Source organism: Sulfurimonas marina, assembly GCF_014905095.1.
In the GTDB taxonomy this organism is placed as follows: Bacteria; Campylobacterota; Campylobacteria; order Campylobacterales; family Sulfurimonadaceae; genus Sulfurimonas; species Sulfurimonas marina.
On sequence record NZ_CP041165.1, the window covers coordinates 962953 to 975314 of the forward strand.

Annotated in this window: 12 protein-coding genes and 1 tRNA gene; 6 read left to right on the forward strand and 7 right to left on the reverse strand. The window is 34.9% G+C overall.

The genetic code is table 11. The annotated features are described in order from the left end of the window. The first annotated feature begins 48 nt into the window (after positions 1–48). Complete coding sequence (locus tag FJR03_RS05020) at positions 49–696, forward strand: ferritin family protein (RefSeq protein WP_193114552.1); 648 nt, start codon at positions 49–51, stop codon at positions 694–696. Here the strand turns inward: FJR03_RS05020 and FJR03_RS05025 are convergent. Genes FJR03_RS05025 through FJR03_RS05035 form a run of 3 tightly spaced genes read right to left on the reverse strand, consistent with a single transcriptional unit; the run spans position 693 to position 2381 of the window. Continuing rightward, on the reverse strand, positions 693–1562 hold the full coding sequence (locus tag FJR03_RS05025; RefSeq protein ID WP_193114553.1) for a porin family protein: 870 nt from the start codon (positions 1560–1562) through the stop codon (positions 693–695). The genes FJR03_RS05020 and FJR03_RS05025 overlap by 4 nt on opposite strands. A 45-nt stretch (positions 1563–1607) precedes the next feature. Next, positions 1608–1901, reverse strand: a complete 294-nt coding sequence (locus FJR03_RS05030) for a hypothetical protein (RefSeq protein WP_193114554.1) — start codon at positions 1899–1901, stop codon at positions 1608–1610. Positions 1902–1919: 18 nt separating this feature from the next. Further along, on the reverse strand, positions 1920–2381 hold the full coding sequence (locus FJR03_RS05035; RefSeq protein WP_193114555.1) for a rhodanese-like domain-containing protein: 462 nt from the start codon (positions 2379–2381) through the stop codon (positions 1920–1922). A gap of 120 nt (positions 2382–2501) precedes the next feature. On the opposite strand from FJR03_RS05035, the gene FJR03_RS05040 reads away from it, so the two are divergent. After that, the gene (locus FJR03_RS05040; RefSeq protein ID WP_193114556.1) at positions 2502–3248 is read left to right on the forward strand and encodes a DUF481 domain-containing protein; all 747 of its coding nucleotides are present in this window, start codon (positions 2502–2504) and stop codon (positions 3246–3248) included. A 10-nt stretch (positions 3249–3258) separates the two neighbouring features. Here the strand turns inward: FJR03_RS05040 and FJR03_RS05045 are convergent, their stop codons facing one another. Further along, on the reverse strand, positions 3259–4449 hold the full coding sequence (locus tag FJR03_RS05045; protein ID WP_193114557.1) for an MFS transporter: 1191 nt from the start codon (positions 4447–4449) through the stop codon (positions 3259–3261). A 444-nt stretch (positions 4450–4893) separates the two neighbouring features. On the opposite strand from FJR03_RS05045, the gene FJR03_RS05050 reads away from it, so the two are divergent. Both FJR03_RS05050 and FJR03_RS05055 read left to right on the forward strand, forming a co-directional pair. Further along, positions 4894–5109 carry a cold-shock protein gene (locus tag FJR03_RS05050; RefSeq protein WP_193114558.1) on the forward strand — a complete coding sequence of 72 codons (216 nt, stop codon included), beginning with the start codon at positions 4894–4896 and terminating at the stop codon, positions 5107–5109. A gap of 105 nt (positions 5110–5214) precedes the next feature. Beyond that, positions 5215–5291, forward strand: a tRNA-Met gene (locus FJR03_RS05055). A 464-nt stretch (positions 5292–5755) separates the two neighbouring features. On the opposite strand, the gene FJR03_RS05060 is transcribed toward FJR03_RS05055, so the two are convergent. Further along, on the reverse strand, positions 5756–8089 hold the full coding sequence (locus tag FJR03_RS05060; protein WP_193114559.1) for a putative bifunctional diguanylate cyclase/phosphodiesterase: 2334 nt from the start codon (positions 8087–8089) through the stop codon (positions 5756–5758). A gap of 221 nt (positions 8090–8310) precedes the next feature. Here FJR03_RS05060 and FJR03_RS05065 point away from each other — a divergent pair, with 221 nt between their 5' ends. Then, positions 8311–8685 carry a YbgC/FadM family acyl-CoA thioesterase gene (locus FJR03_RS05065; protein WP_193114560.1) on the forward strand — a complete coding sequence of 125 codons (375 nt, stop codon included), beginning with the start codon at positions 8311–8313 and terminating at the stop codon, positions 8683–8685. Here FJR03_RS05065 and FJR03_RS05070 read toward each other — a convergent pair. After that, positions 8665–9957: a hypothetical protein gene (locus tag FJR03_RS05070; protein ID WP_193114561.1), complete on the reverse strand. Its 1293-nt coding sequence runs from the start codon at positions 9955–9957 to the stop codon at positions 8665–8667. The two genes, FJR03_RS05065 and FJR03_RS05070, sit on opposite strands and share 21 nt — an antisense overlap. Next, positions 9954–10622, reverse strand: coding sequence for a uracil-DNA glycosylase (locus tag FJR03_RS05075; protein WP_193114562.1), 669 nt, complete (start codon positions 10620–10622; stop codon positions 9954–9956). The genes FJR03_RS05070 and FJR03_RS05075 overlap by 4 nt, the downstream gene beginning before the upstream one ends. Before the next feature lie 99 nt (positions 10623–10721). On the opposite strand from FJR03_RS05075, the gene FJR03_RS05080 reads away from it, so the two are divergent. Continuing rightward, a complete protein-coding gene (locus FJR03_RS05080; protein WP_193114563.1) occupies positions 10722–12305 on the forward strand; it encodes an EAL domain-containing protein in 1584 nt (527 codons plus the stop codon). Positions 12306–12362: the final 57 nt, after the last annotated feature.

Genomic DNA, 12362 nt, shown 5'->3' on the forward strand with positions numbered 1-12362 from the left:
AGAGTAACTTCTCTATACTAGAGTTAACTTAACTTTAGGAGAGAGCAGATGAGACAGTATGAAACATATAAGTGTAGTGTTTGCGGGAACGAAGTAGAGGTGCAGCATGTAGGCGGCGGAACATTAGTATGTTGCGGAAAGCATATGGATTGTATTACTGAGGATCTCACTGCCGTAAACCTGATGAAAGCATTTGCAGGAGAGTCTCAGGCGAGAAACAAGTATGAGTTTTTCGGTGAGCTTGCCCGTGAAGCGGGATGGCATGCGATCGCTGATCATTTTGCTGAAGCTGCAATGAATGAAAAGTATCATGCAAGAGCTGAATATGAGGCGTATAACAAACTGATGCACGGAATCGAGATGCATGAAACGCTTAAAAATCTCGATATCGCCATAGAGGGTGAACATTACGAACATACCGAGATGTATCCGAACTTTGCCAAAATCGCAGAGGATGAGGGGCATAAAGAGATCGCACGTTTGTTAAAAGCGATCGCAAAAGTGGAAGTGGAACATGAACGTGAGTATGCCGAATTAAAAAAGGCATTAGAGGCTGAAGGATTTTTTAACAGCAGTGAAGATGAGTACTGGGTTTGTGAAGTGTGCGGTCATGTACACAGAGGGAAAAAACCGCCAAAAGCGTGTCCGCTTTGTAAAGTACCCCAAGAGTACTTTAAAAGGGAACATCTTTATTAAAAGTGATATGTAGCATTTAAAATAATATTTTGAATGATCACGTTTTCATTGTTAAGCGGTACCTCTTTAGCTCTTTGGTAGACATATTTTGCATGGAGCTCAAAGTTCTCAAAATGTTTTCCGACTCCAGCCATATATGTTCTGTCGATCTCCATTGGATGGTGCTGCACACGAAAACCGTCAAACATAATTCCAAACAATCTTTTCCCAAAAAGTGCTGCCGCTCCAAAATGGTATGAGCCAAAGGCAGCATGAACTTTTGCACCTGCTGTGTAGTAGTTGCTTAGTGCATTTTTTAGTGCTATTTCATTCTCTTTATCAGCAATGTGGATATATTTTCCGATAAGAACCATATTTGCATTGAAACCTTCAAACTTATGTTTTATTTTGTATTTGATATCGCTCTGATATACATCAAAGTTTTTGTAATCGCTAAAATACTCGACAAGTTGCAGCTCTTTATATCTGTATCCAACTGCATAGATATTTGTATTGTCAAGTTTTGGCAGTAGCTTCCCGTATTTGTTTACACCACCAATCATAATGTTGTCATCTACATAGATATATTCAAATAACAAAGCGTTATTTTTATTGAGCTTATGCGTGTATAGCAGGTAGTACTTATTTACTTTAAGATCATCATCAAGCGGCGGTTGGTAAGTTTGTGTTACTGCTCTTTCATACATAGCTTCAAGTTTATTGCTGTTTGTAGCGTATGAACCATAGGCACTGAACCTTTGCCCCTCGTATTTTTGTTTCGAATTATCAAATGTAAAGTTGTCATAACTTAATGTTAGAGTTGTGTTTTCAGCGCTTAAAGAGATGCCAAAAAACAACACGAATAGTAGTGTGTATAATTTTGTCATAGTTGTTTATTCCTCTGTATTTATAAAAATGTTGATTTGTATTGATTAAAAAAGAGGAGAACTAGGGGGTGCGGTGCTGAAAAAGCCTTTGAAGTTTATAGCTAGTTTGATAGAAGTTTCTGATTCAATATGTTCATATGAATAAGGTATGAAAACAGAACTATCAGTTGGAGTATCTAACGAGATATTTTGAAAGTTTTTAACAACGATACAGAGTTCGCACTCTGTATCGTCACAAGTGTTATCTAAATGAACATGTGAAGCACTAAGGTATGATGATCCAAGAAAAAAGACCAATACTATTTGAGATATTAGTGTTAGAAATGTTTTTTTGACCATCTATATAAGTAGCCTAGGTTATTTTACAGGTGCGTTTTTTACGCTGTTTGCAACTGCCATTGCTGCAATCCCGCCTTTTACAATTTGGATGTTTTTGAAACCTATTTGTTGTAAACCTGAAGCAGCAAGAAGTTCACGAGCTCCTGAATGACATACTATTACGATAGGTTTATCTGTTGGAAGTTTATTAAGGTTTGCCTCCTCAAAAAGGTTCTCTAAAGGGATCTTTACAGTATTGTCAGTTACAAGGCTAACAACAGATGTTTCACCTGGTGTACGTACGTCAAGAAGGATAAAATCTTTTTTCTCACGTAACATTTTCATTACCGCTTCTGCAGTAACTGTAAGTTTTGAATTTGCTAAATTTTTTTGTGTAAGTTTTGAATAAAACGTGTTAAGTTTTTCCGCTTGTGTGTTATCAAGTGCCATAGCACTTACTGAAAGTGAGGCGACGGCTAAAAGTGTAATTAATCTGTTCATTATATATTTTCTCCTTATGAAAATTATAATGTAATTATATACTCTAATGCTGTTGCATTGCTTAAAGAAAAGGTTTAGAGATCATTGATTACAATTCGCTAATTTTTTTAAAGGGTCTTAATGCGTTTTTTTCTTTTGTTAGTTAGTTTAGTGTCATATGCTTTTGCGGTTGTAACAATTGCACCTGTGGAGATAGGGAGTAAACCGGGTGTCAGTGGGTTAGTAGAGGTCTCAGTACAAAATGCGAGAGGAAATACCGAAAAAGACGAATATAAAGGCGGAGTAAAAGTTCAGTATGACAATAACAGCTCATATGTAACATGGTTGCAGGCAAGTGCAAATTATGCAGAGGTTGAAGGTGTTAAAAATACAAATAAAACATATCTGCATCTTCGTTATATACATACTTTTTATGATAAAAAAGATATAAATTATGAGTTTTTCGGTCAGTCTCAAACAAATGAGTTTACAAAGATAAAGCATCGCTATTTGTTAGGGGGCGGGTATCGTTTTCATATTTTTCATCAAATGATGGGGAAAATGTATGTAGGTGCAGGTGTATTTGGTGAATATATCAACTATACTACACAGATCGATCCTCGTGAAAATAATGCAAGAGCAAATATTTATATCTCGTACACTAATAAATTTAGTGATGATGCAAAAATTAGTTATATAGGATATTATCAACCAAAAGTTGATAACACAAGCGACTATATTGTTACAAATGCTTTAGAGTTGGAAGTAAATGTATATAAAAAGTTTTTTGTCTCTTTAAAAGTAAATTTTGATTACGATTCAGATCCTGCGCTTTTTGTTGATAAAAGAGACTTTACGCAGGCAACAAGTTTAGTGTATAAATTTTGATTTACAACTTTTAATATATATTTTGAGTATTACTTTTCATTTCTTGCAGTTTCCACAACACTATTATAAATGACAATAATGCGAAAAGTGCACCTGTGTAAAATGTAAAGGAAGAGTTGAAACTTTGCCAAAGCCAACCGGCAAATATACTTGAAAGCAGCATGGATAGACCACTAAAAAGATTGAAAAAACCAAAAGCGCTTCCCCTTTTGTCTCTTGGGGCTGTATCGGCAACCATAGCTGTTAGTATCCCTTGAGAAAACCCCATATGAATTCCCCATAAGAAAGCTCCCAAAAAGATAGTTATATAAGATGAAGCATTTGCCAGTATTAGATCAGATACTATCAAAAATAGAAGTCCCAAAGAGAGCATATGTTTACGTTCTAGTCTGTCGCTGAGTACTCCGGCAGGATATGCACTAAAGACATAGGCAATTGACATTACAACCATAACAAGGGGGACAAACTCTATTTTAAAACCTGCTTCCTGTGCTTTTAAAATTAAAAAGGCTTCACTGAAACGGGCGAGCATAAAAAGTGAACCGATCGTAACTACGATCCAAAATGAGGTAGAAAAAGAGCTCATGATAGAGAGTGAAAATATCTGTTTTGTTTTAACTGTTCTTTTTACATGAGAGGGTTCTTTGACCTTAAAGAAAATAATATAGATTGTAAAGAGTGCAGGGATAAAGGCAAACCATAAAGCTAAGCGGATATCATCCAACAAAAACAATAATGCAACCGCAGCAAGAGGACCGAGTACTGCACCTATCGTATCCATTGATTGGCGCAGTCCGTAACTTGCACCCGTTATCTCTTTTGGTGTTACGTCTGCTATGAGTGCATCTCTTGGAGCATCTCGTACTCCTTTACCGATTCGATCGGCGAATCGTGCAAAAAATACAGTCTCCATATGTTGTGCAAGAGGGAAGAAAGGTTTAGAAAAAGTAGAAAGTCCGTATCCTATAAGTAATAGTATTTTTCTTTTCCCTATAGCATCACTGATACTCCCGGAGAAAACTTTTATGATTAGAGCAGTGGCTTCAGCAACCCCTTCGATAATACCAACCTCTAACATACTTGTATGTAAAACATTGACCAATAATAAAGGTAAAAGGCTGTGTACAAGCTCTGAGGATAAGTCCATAAACAATGAAACAAAGCCAAGCATAAATACTGTTGTAGGGATATTGTTCTTCATTTTTTTCTAGCCTATAAATTATTAATGGATTGTATATAGCTGATACTATTATATCTTTTTGTGAGGTGAGTGTTGAGAATAAGCTTTGATACTTTTAAAAAACATATAAAGAAACAACACTATATAATTTTCTATACAAATAAAGCTCTTTTTATCGATCAACTTTCTTAAAATCAGGAGTTTAAGGGAAATTTAGTATCTGATTTTTTTCCAAAAGGTACAGTAATTTGCAACTATTGGATGATAAGTCTTTTAAAGTACTTGCTATTAAACAATTGTTCAGCTATACTTCGACCATCGAATGATGATTTAGAGTTTCATCTAATGCAAGATTTTTATTGCTTACTTACAGTTTACAGTATTAACCTCCCAACAGAACAACACTCCACATTATAATTTTGAGCATTTCAGTAATGATATGTATTAACAATTTAAGGAATTGCTATGGCAACTCAAGTAAATGGAACTATTAAATGGTTCAATAAAGACAAAGGTTTCGGTTTTATCGGACAAGACAATGGTGGTGAAGATGTATTTGTACATTACCGTCAACTAAGTAATTATGATGATAGAACTTCCCTAAATGATGGTCAAAAAGTGATTTTTGAAATAGGGCAAGGAACAAAAGGTCCACAGGCTGAGAACGTTAGACTCTCATAAAAGTACAAATGGGCAGAGTTATCTGCCTAATATTTAAAATAAAGACTTCCATCCTTTCCATTTGTAAGCTTCTTTTTACTGATACAAAACACTTACTAAATATATCGCGGAATAGAGCAGTTCGGTAGCTCGTTGGGCTCATAACCCAAAGGTCGTTGGTTCAAATCCAACTTCCGCAACCAATCAAAAAAATAAGGTGAGAATTTGCCAATAGACATAAAAAGTATTTCTACAACACTACGACTTAATGTAATGATTAGACTTTTAAAGAATAATGAGTCATTTGATACAGCCTGTTCAAAATCAGGATTATCAATAAACACTGCTCAAAAGCTTTTACATAAAATAAGCTATGAACAAGGCCTTGTATTATAACACCACGCTTATAACTAAACTCTTTCATAGAGTTACTGCTTCAAAATTTAAAGAATAAACAAAAAAATATACCCCTAATACTGATTATGTTGCAATTTTGTAATTTATCATCTACTGACAAAAAAATTTGAACAGTCTCTAAACTAGACACTTCTGCACTCAGTAATGTATTAGAACTCTTCCATGATTTATAGTTTTGTTCCAAAATCTACACTTTTTGGAAAATTGAAAAATCCATAAAACGATCAAAGTAAAACTCATATTGAAAACGTCATGATACAAGAGTAGACCCATTAAATCTTTCAGCAACAAAAGATTCAAATTCGCTTGGAATCAGCGGTTTGCTGAATAAGTACCCTTGAATTTCATCACATCCTTGATTTTTTAAAAATTTTAGCTGGGAAACGGTTTCTACCCCTTCAGCTATTGTTAGAAGGTCAAGCCCTTTAGCCATGTCAATAATTGCTCCAACAATCGCTTTATCTTCAGCATCGGTATTGATGTCTCGAATGAATGACTGATCGATTTTTAGTTTGTAAATATTGAATTTTTTAAGGTAACTTAAACTTGAATAGCCTGTCCCAAAATCGTCAATCGACATTCGAATACCCTGATTATGAAGTTTGTTCATAGTAACAATTGCCTTCTCCGGATCATGCATTGCTGCTCTTTCGGTGAGCTCAATTTCGAGGTATTCAGGAGGAAGTTGTATCTCTTGAAGAATCGATGCAATAAGCTCGGGAAGAGCCGTATCACGAAACTGTACAGCGGAAAGATTGATTGCCATAATAATTGGTGGCAGACCTTTATCTATCCATAATTTTGTTTGCGCGATCGCATTACGTAATACCCATTCTCCTATCTGAAGAATCAATCCATTGTCTTCAGCTATCGCAATAAATTCAGATGGAGAAACATTTCCAAAGATTGGGTGGTTCCATCGTAGCAATGCTTCTGCTCCTATGATAGTTGATGAATTCGCTGATATCTGAGGCTGGTAAACCAAATGAAGTTCATTGTTCTGTATGGCATGGTGAAGTGCATTACTGAGTTCTAGGGTCCGCATCGATTGTTGTTGCATCTCTTCTGTAAAAAAGCGGTAGCTGTTTCTGCCTTCAATTTTGGCACGATACATCGCTGCATCAGCATTTTTTAATAGAACTTCAAGTGAATTTCCATCACTGGGATAGAGAGCTATTCCTATTGAAAAGGTGACACTCAATTCGTATTCGCTTAAAACAATAGTTTGATGAATGCTCTCTAAGAGTTTTTGCGCAATAACCGTTGCAGCATGAGCATCTGTATCAGGAAGAACTAGGACAAATTCGTCTCCCCCTAGCCGCGAAATAGTATCCTCCTCTCTGAGGATTGATTTGAGTCGTTGAGAAAGATTGATCAAGAGCTCATCTCCCACTTTATGTCCTAACGAATCGTTAATGTCTTTGAAATGGTCTAAATCGAGGAACATTAATGCAAATGGATGTTCATTTCGTCGTGAAATGCTTATTATGTAGTTAAAACGATCTTCCATCTGTACACGATTTGGCAAACCGGTTAATGGATCAAAATTCGCGAGGAAATGGATTTGTTCTTCCGATTTTTTTCTATTCGTGATATCTTCTCCTACGGCCATATAATTGGTTATATTCCCATTTTTATCTATAATTGGCGTTGCTACGATTGATTGAAAATATTCTTCTCCATTCTTTTTACGGTTGATAAATTCCCCTGACCATTGTTCTCCTTTAATCAGATGGTTCCACAAATCATTATAGAGATTAGTTGGAGTTTTAAATAAACCCAGAAATTGAGGATTTTGACCAACAGCTTCTTGGGGTGTATATCCAGTTATACGCGTAAAAGCAGCATTCACATATTCGATTGTTCCCTGAACGTCAGTAATCATCAAAGCACTCGTATTTTGCTCAATTGCCTGTGAAAGTTTAAGAAGCTGTTCTTCGGTTAATTTACGCTCGGTGATGTCACGTGAGAGGACAATAAAATGGGGCTTTGTTGAATGTAGATCGATTTTTCGTGCAACTGAGAGTTCAAACCATTTATGCTCTTCTCCAAGTAACAATTCAATTTGTTTTCCATGGGATGAACCACTTACATTGGCTTCGTACAAAGCTTCAATACAGACATCAGCGGCATCTTTTGGAAGTATTTCATGAATGGTTTTTCCAATCAGCTTATCAGCTGGAGCTGCAAGAAGATCATCTCGAGAAGAATGATAGTCAAAATAGCGCCCATCCAGATCGACCTCAAAAAGCAGGTCTGGTATGGTATCGAGAGTTGCTTTCAATTGATCGTGCGATGCCATGATACGCTTATACCAGCTTCGCAAAAGTACATAAAGCAATCCGGAAGTGATAAAAACAAAAGCGAGTCCTTTAAACTTTTCGATTTGATGAATAAGTTTTGGGTCTTCAATATGACTCAGCAATTGACTTGATCCAAGAATCCAAAGAACAGCAGTTAAGGTATAGCCAAGTGTTACCAGAAGGGGAGCTTGAGTTCTAGAAAAATAAAACCTTTTGAAAAAATATTTTAGACTCATTTTTTTGACCATTTTAATAGTGATTTTTGCTATACAGTATAACATAACTTATTCTTTATTAATAAGCTAATGAGCATAATCCTCTTACATTCGGAACATAAATTTATATATGTACTTTACATGTTGCAAAAAGTGTTCAAAAAATAAAAAGTGAAAATTTTCTCAAAGCCTTAGGAATTTTTGAACAATATATATAGGTGTGTTTCACTAACTCTTGCTACAATTACACAAATTAAACAGATTTAAGTTTCAAAGGGAGTTATAGTATGCAAATAAGGGTCTATTATGAAGATACAGATACAGGTGGTATAGTGTATCATTCAAACTATTTAAACTTTTGTGAAAGAGCCAGAAGTCAGGCTTTTTTTGACAAAGGTTTAATGCCATACTTAGAAGATGGGCATTTTGTTGCTCGAAAAATTATTGCAGATTATTTTAAAAGTGCAAAACTTGGTGATGTTTTAGAAGTAAAAACGGAGCTGACACAGATGAAAGCGGCCTCTTTTACACTTAAACAAACAGTGTATAAAGAGGATGAAAAGTTATTTGAGTTGGAGATACTTTTAGCTCATATCTCTTTTGAAGGGGCACCTAAAAAGATCGATAAAGAAACGAAAGAATTAATCCTCTCTCTCTTCTAACTCCTTAGAGAGTGGTATATATTTTGCGAACTTTGTTCGCATTGGCTGTAAAAGTTCAATATCATATATCACTTGCTCATTTTCAATTACCAAATCATACACTCTAGCTTCCCCTGTAACAAGCGAATAAAAATAATCTACACCGATAATCGTCGCATAGTTGATCCAGTCATATTTGATGTCATTGCCGATTAGTGAGTTCATCTCTATTTGCATATTGTCCTCTTTTGTTATAGAGTTTGCAATGACCATATTTTCTCTATCTCTGTATTGTGTCATAGAAAGGAGTAGGGGATTGTAGTTGATCTGCGTTGAGAGTACATTTGTCGCATTTGTGTCATAGAGTGTAAGCTGAGACATAATCATACCCGTTTTGATAATAGGGGTATTGATCATAAATGAACCTTCAATAATATTCTCATTCTCTTTTAGATAGCGTTCAAGGTTTGTAGTACGTGTAGAGATGTAGTACTTTAATACTTTTTTATTTTCATCACTTGGCGGTGTTTGAATCTCATGCTCTTCAGAAAATGCACTTGGTTCTGCACCCTCTACAACAGGGTGTAAAAATCTGTTTTCTTGATAAAGGGCAAGTTTTTTTCCTGTCGCAGATGTATCTGAAAAAACAACAAGGGGAGAGATAGCTTCTTTTAAAAGAAGGTCACTTTGTGCAGAGTAGTCGATCCCTCCAAAACTAAGGTAAGGTGAATTTGTTTCAATATCGTTTTTATTTGTTGTCGGAAAGTAGATATTTACTTCAGGATCGATGTTTATAGTATTTTCTACCCCTTCGTGAGTTAAAGGTGCGATCACATACTCTATACCGTCTGCTTTGATCTGTTGCAGTGTAGCCTCGATCGTATCGTAGTTCTCATCTTCTATCTTATAACTTTTCATGTTAAACGGTGTAGTTTTAGTCATAAGATAAGCAAAAACGGCATTTGTTGTTGATGTCGCATATTTCCCTATACGTTTGTAAGGAAGTAAAAGTGCGACTTGAAAGTTGCCGTTTGTGTTGAAAACACCGATATTAAAAATCGCTGCATTGATCATTCTTATCTCTTCAAGCTCTTTATTTGGCAGTTTTCTTTGTGCGTGCGATAAAAATGAGAAGATCTGTTCATTGTCTAAAAACTCTTGTAAACAATCCTCATCACACTCATATGGATCAAGATCAAGTACATATGTTTTTGGAAGGGGAATATCTGAAACCAGATAACTTTGTGCAAAAATAGCAAACGGTAATAGTAAAGTTAAAAATATTTTTTTCATAAACAACTCTTTATAGTTTTTAAATCATTTAATGTGATCTTTTTAGATTCCGGATTTCTTAGGAGATACTGAGGATGATAGATAGGGATAAGTTTGTATCCTTTAAAGTCTATTACATGTCCTCTGACACTCTCAAAGTTATTTGTATCACCTGTTAGATGGATATATGCATCTTCCCCTAACGTGACTATAATTTTTGGTGAAACAAACTCCAACTGAGAAAAAAGGTAATGTTTACAAGAACTCCATTCAGACTCTGAAGGTTTATTGCTTTGAAGCGGTTTACATTTAATTGCATGAGTCATGTAGATGGAATCTGTACTCAGCTCCAACACATTTTCGATCATCTTTTTTAAAGTCTCTCCGCTTCTGCCCGCAAAATAGTTGTTTTCAGTATCTTGTACCTGGGAAACGGCATAATCAAGTATAAACAGCGAAGCATTTTGATTTCCGAAGCCGCTCATGCTTTGCGTTCTAGATTTACTGAGATCACACAGATAACAGGAACGAATGTTTGAAACCAGTTCTTCCAGAGTTCTTGCTTTTTCATAGTTTTTTTTCTCATTTACTTCGAAGTGGTCAATATATTCAAACCCAATATGTTTTAATCTGTATAGATTTTGTAATAAAACAAGATTTTGGAAAGATTTCAATGTTACCACCATACACGTAAAAAGATTTTATAGAGTATATAGAAACTGCTATTAAAATATACTTTGATATTTTTAGAAATATGTTATGATTACAAATCGATAGGGACATTTATGGCAAAAACAAATGAAAAATTAAAATTAAATCGTTTTAAGATCAAATCCTCCACGGAAGTAATGGATGTGATCAATGAAGTAAAAAGATGTTGTAGCACTATACCGTTGTTTCATATAGCATCATATATACATAACACTGTTTTAGTTCAAAACTTAATACGGGAACTTGATAAAAACTTTCCGGATGCCAAGGTAGTTCTTTTAAAACATGATGATAGAAATATTACAACTTTAAGTGTATATGACTATGATGTAAAAGAGAATGAGAATACTAGTGATGAGATTTTAGACCAACTCTACACAATGTATGATAAGACTCATAATAATATTGACGAGTATAGAAACCAACTCTTTTTAAGATATTTTACCGACCACTTAACAAATCTCCCAAACTTGTATCAATTAAGAAAAGATCTTCAAAATGATGAAGAGAATAACACTTTAGTACTTATAAAGATCGATAATTTTCAAACTATTAACAACTTTTACGGTTTTGTAGTCGGGGATTATGTAATCGAGTATGTTAGTACATTTTTAAAAGAGATCTTCGATGAAACTTCCATCTATAGACTCTCAGGAACAGAGTTCTCTGTAATCTTGGATGATACGTATGATTTTTACAGATTAAAAGCGTACTTGAGTGAACTTTATAAGTCATTGCAAAACTTGGTAATTACTTATCAGGATATTCATATCTTTGTTAATTTCACTTTGTCATCGTCTGTCTCACAAGATAACTTTAACCTTTTTTCAAAAGTCTCTATGGCACTAAAATATGCAGAGGACCATTCCCTGCCGTTTTGGATCTATGAAGACTCTATGAACTTTGAAAATGAGTATGAAAAAAACTTACAGCTCTCACAAGTTGTAAGAGAAGCGATCAATAGCAACAGAATCGTGCCGTATTATCAAGCTATTTACGATAACCATCAAGGTGTTGTAAACAAGTATGAATGTCTTGCACGTTTAGTTGATAAAGACAATAATGTTATCTCCCCGCAGGTTTTTATACCGGTTGCCAAAAGTTTAAAGATCTACAACAAAGTAACAGAGATTATAATTGACAAAGCTTTTAAAGAGTTTGAAAATAACGATCATGAAGTGAGTATAAACCTCTCTATAGAAGATATAATGAACAATGAGGTCTTTGAATATATTGTTAATAAAATTAAAAACTTTCCTGAACCGTCCCGAATTACGTTTGAGCTTTTAGAATCTGAAGCGATTTTAGACTTTAGAAAAGTGGGCAGGTTTATAGAGGAGATCAAAAGAAGGGGAGCGAAAATTGCGATTGACGATTTTGGAAGCGGATACTCTAACTTCTCCCATATTATTAATCTTAAAGTTGATTATATTAAGATTGACGGCTCATTGATCGAGAAAATAGGTACTGACAAAACTTCTCTTATTGCGGTTGAAACTATCGTAGCACTTGCTAAGAAACTCGGTGTACAAACAGTGGCTGAATATGTGGTTTCAAGTACTATATTGACACAAGTAAAAAATCTCGGTATCGATTATTCTCAAGGTTTCTATATTGACCGACCATCACTCACATTTGCAGAGGCTTCACCGTTGTAAAAGTACTCGATTTTAACTTTTTTAGTTATTTTATGATACAATGAGTGCAGCTCTATA

Coding starts and splice junctions, on each gene's coding strand:
- FJR03_RS05020 (WP_193114552.1), top strand. CDS start 49: ATGAGACAGTATGAAACATATAAGTGTAGTGTTTGCGGGAACGAAGTA.
- FJR03_RS05025 (WP_193114553.1), bottom strand. CDS start 1,562: ATGACAAAATTATACACACTACTATTCGTGTTGTTTTTTGGCATCTCT.
- FJR03_RS05030 (WP_193114554.1), bottom strand. CDS start 1,901: ATGGTCAAAAAAACATTTCTAACACTAATATCTCAAATAGTATTGGTC.
- FJR03_RS05035 (WP_193114555.1), bottom strand. CDS start 2,381: ATGAACAGATTAATTACACTTTTAGCCGTCGCCTCACTTTCAGTAAGT.
- FJR03_RS05040 (WP_193114556.1), top strand. CDS start 2,502: ATGCGTTTTTTTCTTTTGTTAGTTAGTTTAGTGTCATATGCTTTTGCG.
- FJR03_RS05045 (WP_193114557.1), bottom strand. CDS start 4,449: ATGAAGAACAATATCCCTACAACAGTATTTATGCTTGGCTTTGTTTCA.
- FJR03_RS05050 (WP_193114558.1), top strand. CDS start 4,894: ATGGCAACTCAAGTAAATGGAACTATTAAATGGTTCAATAAAGACAAA.
- FJR03_RS05060 (WP_193114559.1), bottom strand. CDS start 8,089: ATGTTATACTGTATAGCAAAAATCACTATTAAAATGGTCAAAAAAATG.
- FJR03_RS05065 (WP_193114560.1), top strand. CDS start 8,311: ATGCAAATAAGGGTCTATTATGAAGATACAGATACAGGTGGTATAGTG.
- FJR03_RS05070 (WP_193114561.1), bottom strand. CDS start 9,957: ATGAAAAAAATATTTTTAACTTTACTATTACCGTTTGCTATTTTTGCA.
- FJR03_RS05075 (WP_193114562.1), bottom strand. CDS start 10,622: ATGGTGGTAACATTGAAATCTTTCCAAAATCTTGTTTTATTACAAAAT.
- FJR03_RS05080 (WP_193114563.1), top strand. CDS start 10,722: ATGGCAAAAACAAATGAAAAATTAAAATTAAATCGTTTTAAGATCAAA.